This is a genomic window from Paenibacillus sp. FSL H8-0048, assembly GCF_038002825.1.
Taxonomy (GTDB): Bacteria; Bacillota; Bacilli; order Paenibacillales; family Paenibacillaceae; genus Paenibacillus_AQ.
Map to the genome: position 1 here is coordinate 3,881,097 of NZ_JBBODF010000001.1, position 16,448 is coordinate 3,897,544.

Annotated in this window: 14 protein-coding genes; 2 read left to right on the forward strand and 12 right to left on the reverse strand. The window is 54.3% G+C overall.

The genetic code is table 11. The annotated features are described in order from the left end of the window. Nucleotides 1-306: 306 nt before the first annotated feature. Both NSU18_RS16415 and bcp read right to left on the reverse strand, forming a co-directional pair. Nucleotides 307-4,593, reverse strand: a complete 4,287-nt coding sequence (locus tag NSU18_RS16415) for an acyl-CoA dehydratase activase-related protein (protein WP_341149559.1) — start codon at nucleotides 4,591-4,593, stop codon at nucleotides 307-309. 120 nt (nucleotides 4,594-4,713) lie between these two features. Next, the gene (gene bcp / locus NSU18_RS16420; RefSeq protein ID WP_341014728.1) at nucleotides 4,714-5,175 is read right to left on the reverse strand and encodes a thioredoxin-dependent thiol peroxidase; all 462 of its coding nucleotides are present in this window, start codon (nucleotides 5,173-5,175) and stop codon (nucleotides 4,714-4,716) included. 102 nt (nucleotides 5,176-5,277) lie between these two features. On the opposite strand from bcp, the gene NSU18_RS16425 reads away from it, so the two are divergent. After that, entirely contained in the window at nucleotides 5,278-6,336 is a 1,059-nt protein-coding gene (locus NSU18_RS16425) for an LCP family protein (protein ID WP_341014730.1), read from the forward strand. A gap of 105 nt (nucleotides 6,337-6,441) precedes the next feature. Further along, nucleotides 6,442-7,758, forward strand: a complete 1,317-nt coding sequence (locus tag NSU18_RS16430; RefSeq protein ID WP_341149560.1) for a glutamate-1-semialdehyde 2,1-aminomutase — start codon at nucleotides 6,442-6,444, stop codon at nucleotides 7,756-7,758. Between the two features lie 88 nt (nucleotides 7,759-7,846). Here the strand turns inward: NSU18_RS16430 and NSU18_RS16435 are convergent, their stop codons facing one another. From NSU18_RS16435 to NSU18_RS16480, 10 genes are all read right to left on the reverse strand, one after another. Next, nucleotides 7,847-8,548, reverse strand: a complete 702-nt coding sequence (locus NSU18_RS16435; RefSeq protein WP_341149561.1) for a PBECR4 domain-containing protein — start codon at nucleotides 8,546-8,548, stop codon at nucleotides 7,847-7,849. A 388-nt stretch (nucleotides 8,549-8,936) separates the two neighbouring features. After that, nucleotides 8,937-9,119: a hypothetical protein gene (locus tag NSU18_RS16440; RefSeq protein ID WP_341149562.1), complete on the reverse strand. Its 183-nt coding sequence runs from the start codon at nucleotides 9,117-9,119 to the stop codon at nucleotides 8,937-8,939. Continuing rightward, nucleotides 9,100-9,663, reverse strand: coding sequence for a peptide deformylase (gene def, locus NSU18_RS16445; RefSeq protein ID WP_341151054.1), 564 nt, complete (start codon nucleotides 9,661-9,663; stop codon nucleotides 9,100-9,102). Before def ends, NSU18_RS16440 begins: the two co-directional genes overlap by 20 nt. A gap of 104 nt (nucleotides 9,664-9,767) precedes the next feature. Next, nucleotides 9,768-11,060 carry a stalk domain-containing protein gene (locus tag NSU18_RS16450; RefSeq protein ID WP_341149563.1) on the reverse strand — a complete coding sequence of 431 codons (1,293 nt, stop codon included), beginning with the start codon at nucleotides 11,058-11,060 and terminating at the stop codon, nucleotides 9,768-9,770. A 207-nt stretch (nucleotides 11,061-11,267) separates the two neighbouring features. Next, nucleotides 11,268-11,558: a hypothetical protein gene (locus NSU18_RS16455; RefSeq protein ID WP_341014737.1), complete on the reverse strand. Its 291-nt coding sequence runs from the start codon at nucleotides 11,556-11,558 to the stop codon at nucleotides 11,268-11,270. 16 nt (nucleotides 11,559-11,574) lie between these two features. Continuing rightward, nucleotides 11,575-12,462 (reverse strand): inositol monophosphatase family protein, encoded by an 888-nt coding sequence (locus NSU18_RS16460; RefSeq protein ID WP_036723796.1) that lies wholly within the window; start codon nucleotides 12,460-12,462, stop codon nucleotides 11,575-11,577. Between the two features lie 180 nt (nucleotides 12,463-12,642). Next, nucleotides 12,643-13,650, reverse strand: coding sequence for a UV DNA damage repair endonuclease UvsE (gene uvsE, locus NSU18_RS16465; RefSeq protein WP_341014740.1), 1,008 nt, complete (start codon nucleotides 13,648-13,650; stop codon nucleotides 12,643-12,645). Further along, nucleotides 13,647-13,964 (reverse strand): hypothetical protein, encoded by a 318-nt coding sequence (locus NSU18_RS16470; protein WP_341014743.1) that lies wholly within the window; start codon nucleotides 13,962-13,964, stop codon nucleotides 13,647-13,649. The genes uvsE and NSU18_RS16470 overlap by 4 nt, the downstream gene beginning before the upstream one ends. 47 nt (nucleotides 13,965-14,011) lie before the next feature. Further along, nucleotides 14,012-15,103, reverse strand: coding sequence for a D-alanine--D-alanine ligase (locus NSU18_RS16475; RefSeq protein ID WP_341149564.1), 1,092 nt, complete (start codon nucleotides 15,101-15,103; stop codon nucleotides 14,012-14,014). Nucleotides 15,104-15,122: 19 nt separating this feature from the next. Then, on the reverse strand, nucleotides 15,123-16,151 hold the full coding sequence (locus NSU18_RS16480; protein WP_341014745.1) for an amidase domain-containing protein: 1,029 nt from the start codon (nucleotides 16,149-16,151) through the stop codon (nucleotides 15,123-15,125). Nucleotides 16,152-16,448: the final 297 nt, after the last annotated feature.

Genomic DNA, 16,448 nt, shown 5'->3' on the forward strand with positions numbered 1-16,448 from the left:
ATTACATTCGGCCCACGTGCTCCGCGCCTGCTCTATGTAGTTGGTTTTTCGACTACATTTGGCCCACGTGCTCTACGTCTGCTCTATGTAGTCGGTTTTTCGACTACATTTGGCCCACGTGCTCTGCGCCTGCTCCATGTCTTCGGTTCTCCGACTACACTCTCTCCACTTGCCTCCCGCGGGCCCCATGTCTTCGGTTCTCCGCATACATGCGGGTTGAGCCCTGAAAGGCAAAAAAGCGGACCGGAGTTTCCTCCGGTCCGCTCTTCATTTATTAAACCGCTGCTTATTCGCAGGCCGCTGGCTCTATCCTTGACAGCCCACACCACCGGCCATGACTGGCACCAGCTGTGCCAGATCATCCGCTGACGGCTGGGTACCGGCGGCAAGGCCGCTGGCAATCGACATCATCAGCTTGATCCGGTTAGCCTGATTGACCACGCTGACTCCGGCATCATAATCAATGGCGACGATGTTCGCACCAGGATATAGATCCTTAAGCCCCTTAATCATCCCGCGCCCGGTAATATGGTTCGGCAGGCAGGCAAACGGCTGGATGCAGGCAATATTATTCACACCGTTATCCAATAGATCCATCATCTCCGCTGTCAGGAACCAGCCTTCGCCCATCTGGTTGCCGACCGACACGAGGCGGCTTGCCTTCTCGGCCAGACCGTAGATATTCTCCCGGCCTTTGGATAATCCTGCCTCCTCCAGTGCTACCTTGACCGGCTTGCGGTAGATTTCGAGATAGGAGATCAGCATGGGATTGATATAGCCCAGCCGCTTGCTTTTGCCGAATTGCCCGGCCTTGTAGATCGGATTGTAGACACAATAGAAAATGAAGTCCAGGAAATCAGGCATCACGGCCTCTCCGCCTTCGGCCTCAATCATGTCGATGATATGGTTATTGGCATCCGGATGGAATTTGATCAGGATCTCCCCGACAATCCCCACCTTGGGCTTATCCGCCGGGATGACCGGCAGCCACGAGAACCCGGCAACAATCTCACGGGTCAGCCGCTTATATTCGCGGAACGAGAAGTTTGACAGGCTGCCCTTGCAGCGGCCCATTCCTTCGCGGAATAAGGCCTCTGCGCTTCCCGGCACTGCTTCATACGGTCTGAAGCGGTGCAGGAGACGCATCATCAGATCCCCATAGCAGGCTGCGGCGATCAGGCGGTTCGCCAGCTTCAGGCTGATGCGGAAGCCCGGCTGGTTCTCCATCCCGGAGGCATTCAGGGAGATGACCGGGATCTGCCCCAGACCGGCATCTTTCAGTGCCTTGCGCAGCAGGGAGATATAATTGGTCGCCCGGCAGCCGCCTCCGGTCTGCGACATAATCACAGCCGTCCGGTCCGGATCGTAATCGCCGCTCTTCAGTGCCGACAGCATTTGCCCGATCGTTACAATCGCCGGATAACAGGCATCATTGTTGACGTACCGTAGGCCTTCCTCCGTCTCCTGCGGACCGGTCGATTCCAGAATTTTCAGCCGGTAGCCTGCATCCTGGAAGACCCGTTCGAACAGCTCGAAATGAATCGGTGACATCTGCGGGGCAAGGATGGTATAGCTATCCTTCATTTCTTTGGTGAACGGCACATTGACTTGCGGCTTGTAGAGCAGCTGCGGCTTAACCTCGCCTCTCTCGCGCTCGCGCATCGCGGCCTGGAGTGAACGCAGGCGAATCCGTGCGGCTCCGAGATTGCTGATCTCATCGATTTTGATAAGCGTGTAGACCTTGTTGTGCCGCTCCATAATCTCCTGAACCGCATCGCAGGTAATCGCATCGATTCCGCAGCCGAAGGAGGTGAGCTGGACCAGCTCCAGATCGCTTCTTCCCGCCGCCAGCCGGGCCGCACGGTACATCCGCGCATGGTAGGTCCACTGGTTCACTACGCCAACGTCCCCTTCACTGCGGTCCAGATGGCAGATCGAATCCTCGGTCAGCACCGCAAGTCCCATACCGGTAATCATATCGGCAATCCCGTGGTTGATCTCAGGGTCGGCATGATACGGATGCCCGCAGAGCAGAATCCCCTTCGTGCCTGTCTCCGTGAGGAAGACCAGCGTCTCCTCTCCTTTGGTACGCACATCGTTCTTCGCCTGCTCCGCTTCCGCCAGTCCCGCCTGGACAGCAGCCGCAATCTCCTCCTTAGGCACCTCGGCGAAGGTTCGTACCAGCACCCGGGTCAGCGCCGGAATATCGTCGAAGGTCAGGAACGGGCTGACCAGCGGAACCCCTTGCTCCTTCAGGCCGTCCATATTATTGCGGATCACCTCAGGGTAGGAGGCAACCACCGGGCAGTTGAAGTGATTCTGCGCCGCATCATCCTCCTTCTTCTCATACACCACCGCCGGGTAAAAGATGAAGTCTACGCCTTGCCCGATCAGCTGCTGTACATGCCCGTGCGCCATTTTGGCCGGATAGCAGATGGATTCCGAAGGAATCGTATCCATTCCGCTCTCATACAGCTTCTTACTCGACTTCGGAGACAGCACGGTCCGGTAGCGCAGCGAGGTGAAAAAGGTATGCCAGAACGGATAATTCTCGAACATATTCATTGTGCGCGGAAGACCAACCGTTCCCCGGACCGCCGCTACCTCAGGCAGGCCCTCGTAGGCGAAGAACCGCTCATATTTATATTGCATCAGATTCGGTAGTGTGTTCTTCTCTTTCTTGCCGCCTGCGCCGCGTTCACAGCGGTTCCCCGTCACATGGAAGCTCTTGTCCGGGAACCGGCTGATGGTCAGCGCACAGTTATTGGCACAGCGGCTGCAGCGGCCTGGAGCAACTGAATACTGGAAGCTCTCCAGCTCCTCCGGTCCGAGAATTGTGCTGATTCCTTCCGGCGCAGCCTGTTCTCTGGCAATCAGCGCACAGCCGTAAGCGCCCATCACACCGGCGATATCGGGTCTGACTACCGTTCTTCCCGTCAGCAGCTCAAAAGCCCGCAGGACAGCTTCATTATAGAAGGTGCCGCCCTGAACAATGATATTCCGGCCCAGATCTTCGGGATTACGGATCTTGATCACCTTTTGCAGCGCATTCTTCACCACGGAATAGGCTAGCCCCGCCGAGAGATCGGCAAGTGTCGCCCCTTCCTTCTGGACCTGCTTCACCTTGGAATTCATGAACACGGTACAACGCGAGCCGAGATTCACCGGCCCCTTCGATTCGAGCGCAGCAGCGGCGAATTCCTCTATGCCAAGCTCCAGTGCGGAAGCGAAGCTCTCCAGGAAGGAGCCGCAGCCCGCCGAGCAGGCTTCATTCAGCATCAGGCTGTCGATAGCTCCCCCGCGGATCTTGATGCACTTCATGTCCTGGCCGCCGATATCGAGGATGAAATCGACCTCCGGCATGAACCGGGAGGCTGCCTTGTAATGGGCCACCGTCTCTACTTCCCCGCCGTCCATCCGCAGCGCCGCCTTGACCAGACCCTCGCCATAACCGGTTGCGTAAGCTCCAGCAATGTAGCAGCCAGAGGGCAGAATCCGGTAGAGCTCCTTCAGCGCGTCGGTGACCGACTGGAGCGGATTACCGCCATTGCTGCCATAGAAGGTATGCAGAATCTCGTCCGCCGCTCCGGTAACTACCAGCTTTGTCGTGGTAGAGCCGGCATCAATGCCGAGATAGACCGGCCCCCGGTAAGCGTCCAGCGCGGAGCGCGGAGCTGTAGCCTGGCGGTGACGGAGCCTGAATTGTGCCAGATCATCCGGCGTTCTGAACAGCGGCGCCAGCTCTGCATCCTCCGCGCGGTCCTGCGAGAAGTCTACCGCCATGATCCGGGCAATCCAGCTGCTGAGCGGCAGGAACACAGGATCAGACTCAGCAAGCGCCGAACCGATGGCGACGAAGTATTGCGAATGCTCCGGGAACAGCACCTCCTCCTCCTTCAGTCCAAGCGTCTCCGTGAACCGGTCCCGCAGAGCGGACAGAAAGGTGAGCGGTCCCCCGAGAAAAGCAACACGCCCGCGGATCGGCCGTCCGCAGGCTAAGCCGCTAATGGTCTGGTTCACGATGCTCTGGAAGATCGAGGCTGCCACATCCTCACGCCGTGCTCCTTCATTCAGCAGCGGCTGCACATCGCTCTTGGCGAATACCCCGCAGCGCGAAGCGATGGGATAGATCCGCTCATGCTTCACCGCAAGCGCATTCAGCCCGGCAGGGTCCGTCTGCAGCAGAGAGGCCATCTGATCGATGAATGCTCCCGTACCGCCTGCACAGGCTGTATTCATCCGCTGCTCAATGCCGCCGCTGAGATAGATGATTTTGGCATCCTCACCGCCCAGCTCAATCGCGGTATCACATTCTGGAATCCGTCCGCTGATCGCCCTCGTGCAGGCAATAACCTCCTGGACAAACGGAATGTCCCCTAGCTTAGACAGAGATAACCCGGAGGAGCCGCTTACGGTGAGCGCTGCTTCACTGTCTGCGAATCTTTGCTGCACCTCTGACAGCAGGGTAACCGCCGCTTTTTTTATATCACTGAAATGACGAACATAATCTTGATATATAATGATATCCCGCTGCATAACCACCAATTTGGCTGTAGTTGATCCGACGTCAAGCCCAATACGCAGTCTCTTCATGCCATCCCCCATACCTTGCTCCAAATTTGAAGTAATATGAGGCAACTATATCACGAGTAAGCCTGACTAGAGCTGTTAGAAAAGTAACAGACAAATACAATTAATTCCCAGCATACTTAATTATTTCACGATTTGTTCTAATGCGGCCTCCACATGGCCCTTCACTCTGACTTTTCGCCACTCCGCTATTAGAACTCCTTCCTCATCAATTAGAAAAGTAGAACGGACAATGCCCATGAACTCCTTGCCGTAGAGCTTCTTCTGCTGCCAGACGCCGAACAGCTCGCTGACCTTATGCTCCTCATCCGACAGCAGCGGGAACGGCAGGCTATGCTTCGTGCTGAATTTGCTGTGTGAGGCCAGCGGATCAGCACTGATTCCAAGGACAACCGCCCCATTCGCGGCAATTGTATCGTGGGCATCGCGGAAATCACAAGCCTCTTGAGTACAAGCCGGGGTACTGTCCTTGGGATAGAAATAGAGCAGCACCTTCCTGCCGCGATAGTCGCTTAAAGTAATCTCCCGTCCTGTAGATGCGGGGAGCGTAAAGTCGGGGACCTCCTGGCCGATCGTAATATTCATGTAGAATTCACTCCTTGCCGATATAGTTGGTGAACCTGAAATTGCGTGTCTTCCCAAAAGAAATTATAATGTAGAGAATGTGAACTGGAAAGGACGAACGAAATGCCACCAAGAAAGAACCGGCACGCCAAAGCCGGCAAGTCAAAGAAGAAACCGCTGCTCTGGACTCTGGCAATCATACTCCTTTTAATTATCGGAGGTCTGGTTTACTATTTCACTGCTATTTACAACCAGCTCGATAACCTCCACAAGACAGGCGAAGATTCTCCGTTCGCGAATGTTCCCACTGCCTCGGCAGAAGCGGTTAAGCCCCCTGAATGGGAGGGCACAGAGCCGGTTAACATCCTGCTTATGGGCGTGGATGGCCGCGGGGTGAAGAAGGGCGAGGTTCCGCGCTCGGATACGATGCTGGTGGCCTCTCTGGACCCGGTGAAGAAGAAATTCTATGTCTTCTCTATTCTGCGCGATACGTATGTTGATATACCAGACCACGGGAGTCAGCGGATCAATGCCGCCATTACTTACGGACCCAATACGGCGATGCAGACGGTAAGCAACCTGCTCGGCATTCCGATTCAATATTATGTCTATACCGATTTCCAGGGCTTCATTAAGCTGGTGGATGCCGTGGGCGGTGTGGACTATGAGGTCGAGAAGGACATGCGCTATACCACCAAGGCTGACGGGCCTGAATACGACATTGATCTCAAAAAAGGCTTCCAGCACCTGGACGGCAAAATGGCGCTGCAATATGTACGCTTCCGCCATGATGCCACCTCCGACTTCACCCGGACCGAGCGCCAGCGCGGCTTCCTTAAGGCGGTGGCGGACAAGGTGATCAGCACCACTTCGATCATCAAGCTGCCGAATATTCTCGGTCAGGTTACGCCTTATATCGACACGAACCTTGACGCGAGTGACATGTGGAAGCTGGGCGCTGTAGGTTATGACAGCTCTATGGGCGGCAGCGAGCAGATTCCGCCGATGAAGCTGATCCGGGAGAAGACCCTCAAGGACGGCTCCCAGGTGATCGGGTTCAGCAGCGAGAAGGCACTGAAGAAGTTCGTAGAGGATACACTCACTGCACCAGAACCATCGCCAACTCCTGGAGCAGAGGCTTCACCGGGCAGCAGCCCTTCAGCATCACCGGAAACAAAATAACATCCAATATAACCATGCTTGGCACACGGGGCGGGCGGACAGCGGGAATCAGCCGCGGTTCGCCCTTTCCCTTGGGCACAAGCCAAGAGGAAAGGAACATTACCTATGAACCGCAGCACATCAGAACAGCTATATGACGAAGCTCTACAGCATATTGTCGGGGGCGTGAACAGCCCCTCCCGCTCCTTCAAGGCCGTAGGCGGAGGCGCCCCTGTCTTCATGAAACGCGCCGGAGGCTCACGCTTCTGGGACGAGGACGGCAATGAATATATTGATTATCTGGCCGCCTACGGCCCGATCATAACCGGACATGCCCACCCGCATATCACCGCCGCTATTACAGAGGCTGCGCAGAACGGACTGCTCTACGGAACGCCAACCCGGCTTGAGATCAAGCTGGCCAAGATGCTGAAGGAAGCCATTCCCTCGATGGATAAGGTACGCTTCGTGAACTCCGGTACAGAAGCCGTCATGACGACCATCCGCGTCGCCCGCGCCTACACCAAGCGCAGCAAAATCATCAAATTCGCCGGCTGTTATCACGGTCACTCGGACCTTGTGCTTGTAGCCGCAGGCTCAGGTCCGTCGACACTGGGCATCCCGGACAGCGCAGGCGTTCCGGCCAGCATCGCCCAAGAGGTCATCACCGTTCCCTTCAATGATCTGGACGCCCTGCGTGAAGCTCTCGAGAAATGGGGCCAGGATGTGGCTGCCGTTATGGTCGAGCCGATTGTCGGCAACTTCGGTATGGTTATGCCGGAGCCAGGCTTCCTGGAAGGCCTATGCAAGCTGACGCACGAGAACGGCTCCCTGGTCATCTATGATGAAGTGATTACCGCTTTCCGTTTCCACTATGGCTCCACGCAGACCTATGCCGGTCTTGTGAATCATGAGGAGATCATTCCCGATCTGACGGCCCTTGGCAAAATCATCGGCGGCGGACTGCCGATCGGTGCTTACGGCGGCCGCAAGCATGTCATGGAGCAGGTCGCTCCGCTCGGTCCTGCTTATCAGGCCGGCACGATGGCCGGTAACCCTGCCTCGATCTCGGCAGGGATTGCCTGCCTGGAGGTGCTTAGTGCTGAAGGCGTCTATGACGAGATGGAGCGGCTGGCAATCCGCCTGACCGAAGGACTTCAGACCTCCGCTGACCGTCACGGCATTCCGCTCACCATCAACCGGATTCGCGGCGCCTTCTCCACACATTTTTGCAGCCATCCCATTACGAATTATGAGGAAGCACAGGATACCGATGGTGAAATGTTCGCCAGCTTCTTCCGTCATATGCTGAGCCGGGGCATCAACCTGGCCCCGTCCAAATATGAGGCGTGGTTCCTGACCACCGCCCACACGGATGCCGACATCGACCTCACCCTGGAAGCGGCAGAGGCTTCGTTCGCGGCTATGGCTGTGGAGAAGTAATCGATTTTGATCACATAGGAGAACCCCTGCCATTAAAGCTTTAAGCGGCAGGGGTTTCGTTTTTAATATATGAATAATAGCCTCAACTCTAATGCTTCCTTAATCGATGTGAACGCTTTGGTAGCCGACAAGCTGTTCTTCTGACTTTTGGTCGGATTGGAGAAGAATATCGCGGATAAATGTTCCGACTGGTGATAGAAACAACTGTGCTTGGCGGGTCGGCAAATTTATTATTAGGCCGCGAAACTTTAACACGTTCAATTAAAAAAGTCTCAGGGTAGTACCATCTTCCGTGGTCACACTTGCTGATTCCAATTTGGATGTATGTATTGTCTGCAACATGCAAATTATAAATAATAATTTCAGAAGGAATTCGGGTTGAACTTGAAGGAACAAACTTGATTGCTAATGAGCCAACTCGGAGAAGTTCAGGCAAGTAATAAAAAAACAACATCTTGTCTTTCATCGGGTCCAACGAAACTCCATACGCCCGTATAATTGCTTTGCTTGACCGCCCTTCGCGAATCGCATTCCAACCGGCCATTCCCTTGTATTCCTTCTTCACTTCCCGGCTGAGTCTTCTCGCCTGTTCAACAGTTTTTTTAAGACCAAGTAAATGGCAGAATGCCTCTAAATTGAACTTCAATATAATTATTTCACCGCTTGCTAGAACAAATTCAAAGATATTTGGATATAGATATTGGTAATATAAATCGCTTAGCGGCAGTAATTCCACATCCGTGAATGATGGTTTCGATTGAAGTGCGATAAGAGCTGCGGCAGTTAGCAATAATGTTCCCCCTAGAACTATTTTCTTAATAACAAAAATGCCCTGATGAAAAAGACATCAGAGCAATACATTATTATTAAAGGTAGCCGATTTGTGGTATTCCAGGGTTTTATGAGACCCTCCCGCAGGGTACCGGACGCTACCAGGTCCAGCTCGCTTCAAGCGACATACTTATAGGATATTCCATGAAACCAAGAATGATGATTACGTGGTAGCCGATTGGTAATATTCCAGGATTTTGTGAGACCCTCCCGCAGGGTACCGGACGCTACCGTGTCCAGCATGTACCTTAAGATTGAGATACAACTTAATATTACTATACCCAGTTTACATGATATTAGCAGGGATTTCAATGAAATAATTTGTAAAAATACCCCAGGATAATTCACTACTCCCCACTCTTACGCCGCCCGTACACGAACAACGCAGCCACCGCAAGCGGGGTCACCAGCCGTACGGCAAGCTGCATGCTCCCGCCCGTGAAGGCGACCACTACATAACTTATCACGATGGCTGCTTCAGACATCAAGTGCTTGTTAAAGGTTCCTTGTCTACTTGCCCTTCTGCTCATACAGGCTGCGGATCTCCACATCCTGCGGAAGCTTGAACGGGTTCTGCGGATTGATCCGGTCATAGAACATCATTCCGTCCAGGTGATCCATCTCATGCTGGATGATGATCGCCTGATAGCCCTTGAATTTCTGGGTAATCACCTCGCCGTTCAGATCAAATCCCCTGACCTTCACAGACTCATACCGCGGTACGAAGCCGTGCACCGGCCGGTCCACGGACAGGCAGCCCTCGCTCTCCGGCAGATAGACCATGGCCATCGAATGGCTGATAATCTTGGGATTTATCCAGGTATATTCTACATTCTTGCCGTTATCATCCTTCAAATACATGACAAACATCCGCTTCGATAGTCCGATCTGATTGGCGGATAAGCCTACCCCTGAGCGCAGCTTATATTTGGCAGCCATCTCGGCATCCTGACTGTTCTTAAGGAACTGCATCATACTCAGCAGTGCACCGCGATCTTCCGCCTGTAGCGGCAACTGTACGGTTTCCGCTACCGTACGCAGGACAGGGTCGCCTTCCCGTATGATATCCTCCATCGTGATGATGTAATCAGCATTATACTTTGTACTAGACAACTGGGTTCATCCACCTTTTCCACTACGGGACTGATTTGATGATGCTATGGTTAGATTATGCACGATTACGGATTAATGAAAGCTGTCCGCAGCTTGCTGCTGTAATTCACATCGAAGCCAAGTCCGGTAGCGAGCGCGGCGAGCGGAAGATAGGTTTTATCCTCTTTACCGACCTTGTGCAGAAAAGCTGGAGTATCAATCGCCACATCCGTACCGTTCACCTTAATGGTCTTCGAGCCGATCGAAATAACCACCGTTCTTCCGCCGTAAATGACGGTAGCGCTGGAGGTTTTGTTATCCCATTTGCCGTTTGCACCTACCGCATTCAGAATATCCTTCAGCGCCAGGAAGTTCTGCCCGTTCTTCAGAATGGGCTTATTGGGTGTATTCAGTTCCTTACCCTTCACTACGATGGACATCGGCGCTGTCTCTGAAGCCATCGCCGTTACTGCCGGCGTACGGTATCCCCCCCATTGCAACTCAGCAAATACAGAAGCAATCCGTTCATATCCAAGCTGCGTAGGATGGAAGTCTGCCGCCCCCGCTCCGATGATGTGAGTTAGCGATCCCTCTGCACCGGCGAACTTCGCAGCTACGTGAGCTACCTTAAGAGGAGCGCCTGCCTGGTTCAGGGTAGCCGCAATATTCTCAGCCGCGGTGGTGAACTGTGCAGCCGCATTCATCAGTTTGTCGTACGAAGCCCCCAGGGCGATTTTCGGAGCAGGCTGATACTGGTCGGCCAGCAAAATGGTTGCCTGCGGATTCACTTCCCGGATATTCTTGAGCAGCGCTGTTACATTACTGCTGTACTCCGTTAGACGCTCCGCAAGCTGGGAAGCAAAATCAGCATCGCTCAGCGTCTTGTAATTCAGGAACAGGCTGCTGACATCATTACCGCCGATGGTAATGGTAATGAGATCCGCCGCAGCGAGCTCCGTTCTAATCTGCGGGGCCAGCGCAGCAAATTGCAAGATACGCGGATCAGACAGCCCCGGCTGAATGGCCTCCGGCGTAATGGCCGCACTGTCCTTAATAGCTCCGGTATATTGAAGCAGTCCTGCTGTCTTAAGGCCAAGGATACCATAATTCTTAAGCTCGCTTCTCCCATGATACCAGCCCTGCTCCAGTAATCGTTCAGCGTATCCGTACGGCTTCACCCCGGGATCAGTCATTCCCGGCTCATACCCGGCAGTAATGGAATCTCCTAGTGCCACGATACGAAAGACATCCTGCTCCGTTCCTTGCGCCACGGCTGCTGCAGCGGCATCCGCCGGACCTGCATGCACATTGATTAATACGGTGAACAACAGCAGTCCGCTAGCAGAAGCTGATATTAACCTTCTCCATGTCTTCAGCATCGTATTCCTCCTAAATTAGTATAATTCTATTCTAACATCCCGCCTCGCACAAGTGGAAACGGCTTTGCCATCCTTTTTAAGGACGGTACCGTTTCAGCGAGAAATAGAAGGATAATCTATCGTGTGAAACATATAGATTCTTATATTTGCACAAAAGAGCGGTCTTCCGATAATTCGGAAAACCGCTCCTGGGATAACGGCAGCAGGTTATTGCTCCCCGCTGCCGGATTCTAAAGATTTATTAGGACGGCTAGTGCTTGGCGGACTGCTCGCCTGGTCTGAGCGCTTCACATATTTATCATACCGGTCATCCAGCTCATAGGCGATTTTGCGGTAACGAAGCGTCTCTTCGACAATTGGGTCAAGTGTAGTCTGTATGCGGATCTCATACTTGGGCGAAATTTGACGAATCTCCTTGGCCTGCCGGTCCGCCTGTTCCATCTCGCCGTCCTCCAGAAGCTCGCTTAACCTCCGCTCCAGATCTTCATTCTCATTCATAACAGTGTAAGCCCTCCTACTGCTTCTTGAAGCCTGTGGCATCTGCGGCCTGCAGGGACGTAACCAGATAATCATGAATTCGTCCATTGCTTGCGACTACATGGCGTGTGCCTATATCGTAGGGATCGCCCAGCGTATTCGTGACCTTGCCGCCGGATTCCAGCACCAGCAGCACCCCGGCCGCACAATCCCAAGGGCTTAGTCCAACCTCCCAATACCCGTCCACTCGTCCGGCAGCAACATAAGCCAGATGGAGTGCTGCCGATCCTCCTGCACGAATGCCGCGGACCTGCGGCATAATCTGCTGCAGCCCGGCCATATTCGCCGGCTGGGCCACCACGCGGTCCGGCGGGAAGCCCATAGCGATCAGGCTGTTACCCGGAAGTGTCTCCGCTGATACCTTTGTAGGAATCCCGTGCATGTATGCGCCCTTCCCCTTCTCGGCCACGAACATCTCGTCCCGGATCGGATCATAAATCACGCCTACCGTAAGCTCTCCCTTAACCACCAGAGCAATCGATACGCAGTAGAACGGGAAGCCGTGCACGAAATTGGTCGTGCCGTCTATCGGATCAACAATCCACAGATACTCATGCTCCCGCGCTTCATCCAGGGCAGCCGTCAGTGCCTCCGCACCGGGCTCAACACCCTCCTCGCCAAGGATGGCATGGTCGGGATAATGGGTCAGGATCAGCCGGCGGATCATCTGCTCCACACCCTTATCGACCTCCGTGACCAGATCCTGGGCCGATGTCTTGCTGCCCAGTTCCTTCACCTGGCCTTGTCTGCTCTTGATCCATTCCCCCGCTTTGGCCGCAGCATTGATGGCTGCCGCCGTATGTCCCTTGCTTGTTACTACATAGGGCTGCCGTTCATTTCGGTTATCAGGACTTACAGGACTCATCTCTTCACTCCGCTTTCTTTGCGCATGATTGTTCTCCCGTGGAACGCTGTTTCCGCAGGATACCATTTCTCTGCCTTAGAACATGATTGCTCCACTTTCTTTCAACGTACCTCATTTCGGCCGGTTTATCAAGTCATGACTGGTGCCGCTAAGGGGCCGGGCCGGCAAGTTTTGTGCCAGTTATGGTTCTATATTCACGCTCGCTCCGTTTAGTACCATAATTCCATTCCCGCCCTCTGCCAGTCCCTTCATCTCCTCCATCAGACCGAACAGGGCCCCATCCTTGTGCTTCGCCTCAATCATCACATCTACGGCGGGAGTATCCGCAGCAATCCGTTTCAGAAAAGCAACCAGCGGTGCCGGCTCCACCCCGTCGGCATGGCTGCGCGGATCAGACGGGCTGCGCGGGCTGGACACATGAATCTTCGGCGGCAGATGACCTCCAGGCGGCACATCCTTCAGCGCCAGAGGGCTTGTCCATGTCTTAAGAATCTCCGGCCACAGCTCCCAGGGGAGCTCGCCTTCATTGTTGACCCATTGGTGATGGATATCCAGCACCATCGGCAATCCCACTCTGCGGCAAACCTCAAGCGTCTCCACCGCATTGAACGTCTTGTCGTCGTTCTCAAGTGTCATCCGCTCTCTAAGTGCAAGCGGCAGTGCAGAGCATTGCACGCAGAAGCGCTCCGCAGACAGAGGCTTGTCCCCATAAGCGCCGCCGATGTGGATATTGCTCTTAGCCGTCGCCGGCAGCCCCATCGCGTTCAGCATGTCCGTATGATGCTGCAGATCACGGATCGAGCTTGCAAGCACCTCCGGCCGCGGCGTACTCAGCACCGTGAAGTGATCCGGGTGGAAGCTGACGCGCAGCCCGTGCTTCTTCACATAGCTGCCCACCTCAGCGAATTCCTCCGCAAGAGCAGCCAGCGGATTCCAATCCGCCAGATTAGGATGAGTTGCCAGCGGAACCAGCTTGGAGGTGAGTCTGTAGACCTTAATATCCGAGCCGACATTATGCTTCAGCAGACGGAGCGTATTATGCAGATTCATCCGGGCGATGGATTCCAGCTTACGAAGGCCCGCCTCCCGGTCGCCCAGCTTGTTGAAGCTTGCCATAGTCATCGTTTTGGAGGGAGAACAGTCAGGGATCACCGTAGACATGGCGACATAGCCGAAGCGGACAATCATCCCTCTTCCCCGAAGAACATTTCGAAGGCAAGAGCCGTCTGAACGCGTGACTCTTCCTCATTCAGCTTACGGACCAGATCCATTTCCACCGCCGTAACCTCATTGCCCTGAAAATTGATTTCGGCGATCGACGCGGAAATTTTGACAATGGCCACCGCAACATTCTGCGGATTATAGGCTATAACCTTCTGGCCGGTCGGATAGACACGGAAGCCCTGCTTCACCATCTTGGTACGTCCGTACTCCAGCAGTTCATACAGCTCCTGCTCATTCTTGAACTTGCACACCGAATTGAATTCTGATTGAAACCCCATGCATATCTCTCCTTCCCGGCCGGAATTCTCCCGCCGATCAACGTGGTTTATTCATTATCGTACTTCAGGCCCTGTCTGAACCGGTAACGCTCCAGCGCCAGCCCAATCATACGGTCCAGCAGCACTTTATAGGACACACCGGTCTCACGCCACAGCAGAGGATACATGCTGAACGGGGTGAAGCCGGGCATGGTATTCACTTCATTAATAAGAATCTTGCCGTCAGACTTCCGCAGGAAGAAATCGGCCCGGGTAATGCCGCTGCCCTCAATAGCCTTGAAGGCCAGTATAGCCGACTCGCGCAGACGGTCCGCTACCTCAGGATCGACAGGTGCCGGAATCAGCATCTGTGATTTGCCGTCAGTGTATTTGGCCGCATAATCATAATATTCACCGGAAGAGACGATTTCACCCGGAACCGAAGCCTCCGGCTCCTCATTGCCGAGTACCGCCACCTCCACTTCCCGCGCATCGATGAACTCCTCAATAATCACCTTCGTGTCATAACGGAAGGCATACTCCACAGCCTTGATCAGGCTTTCCTTGTCGGAGGCCTTGGAGATTCCTACGCTGGAGCCCAGGTTGGCAGGCTTGACGAAGACCGGATATCCCAGCTTATCCTCCAGATCTACAATTAGCTCATGCTTACGCTGTCTCCAGTTCACAGCATTGAAGTAGCAATAGTCACATTGCTCCAGCCCCGCCTCGCCGAACAGCTTCTTCATAACGACCTTATCCATGCCCGCCGACGAAGCCAGTACCCCTGCACCGATGTACGGGATATTCGCCATCTCGAACAGTCCCTGAATGGTGCCGTCCTCACCGTTCGTACCATGCAGCAGCGGGAACATGACGTCGATGACCTGCTCGCCTCCGCTGAGCCCGCTGAACAAGGCATTCAGAGCCGTGCCCATATCACCAGCCACCCCGGAGAGCTTAAGCTGCTCAATTGCGGGGAAGGGAGCCTCCAGCACTGCACCTACCTTCCATACCCCCTGCTTGGAGATATAGAACGGAATAATCTCATATTTATCGTAGTCAAAAGCGTTCATAACCGCATAAGCCGTCTGCAGCGATACCTCATGCTCTCCGGATTTGCCGCCGTACACCAGTCCTACGGTAGTTTTAGCGTTCCCCATGCATTAACCTCTTTCTGAACTATAAATAGTCATTAATATGAAAAAAACGATAAGCCGTCCGGTCCGTCCAGGCGTAGGAATCCTTGTAATCCCAAAAGCGGTGACGGCTGCTAACCGTCCGTGCATTCACCAGCGGTTGTCCGCCCGCATCAAATGCGGTAACAATCGTGCTGTGCTGATAATGTCCGTTCCCGTCCCAGTCATACTGAATAATATCGCCCAGCTGAAGCTGCTCCGGCCGCTCGACAATCTCCGCACGCAGCCCGCTTCCCCGGCTCCCGCTCAGATAACGCTTCAGGCTATCGGAGACCGCCCAGCTGAAGCTCCACCATTCCTGGGCTCCATTATAGCCCTTATACCACCAGCCCGTTTCTCTTTTACCAGTATAGTTGATAGGCGCTCCCCCTGCAAAGAGACATTGAGAGACGTAATTGGTGCAGTCCACCTCGAAAATCTCGAACTCCGGGTTCCCTTCCTTCCACCAGAGGTCCGCATAGGCTGCGGCTTCTTCCCGGCGGTAGCGCACCTCCCGGACACCAGTAGCACCCTTCAGGACACGGCGGTTCAGCAGCGGCTGGGACGGACGCGGATCGGGCAGAGCCTCCCCCCACTCCGAGAGCCGCAGAGCCGGATCTTTCTCCACCACCTTGCGCACCCCATTGCGCTCAGGCACACTGCGCTCCACGTTCACAATCTCCCAGCCGCCCTTTTCACGCACAAAGGTCAGGCGTTCCGACTCCACCACATCCTCGCGGTGCGTCATCCCGCCCTTCTCATAATAGAAGGCGCTGTGCAACGCCACATCGGCGACCACCTCCGCTGGATTCTGCCGCACGGTCCGCAGCGTCCGCACCCCCGTCTCCCCGCGCAGCGGAGTAATGCCCCGGCGGGTGTACCACTGGGCGATCCGGCGGGAACGCGTGCGCTGTTCGTCCAGGAACCGGGGGTCCCTGATCGTGGTATGACGCGGCTCGGCGCCAGGTGCAACCCGCCCCTTGTTCAGCTGGTCCACATAGACATAGAGACTTTTCTTCCACTGCTGCTCCATTCATACTCCGCCCTTTCGTTCACAGATAAGAATGTATATGATGTTAGCTAAGAATATTCCTTCAGGTATCACCGCCATAATGGCTGCTGTCCTATGTATATGAAGGATTGCTTGCACCTATACGGAAGCAGGAGCGATTTAACTGCAAGGAAGTCAGGGGGCCGAGGGTTCTAAGCATTCGTGTAAACCCTGAATATACCTTACATCAGGGAGCAAAAAAAACTTTACTCCCCCGATTGTAAACGTTATACTTAAAGCATAGGAATTATGAAATGTAGTTTCATCAGATGAAACGAG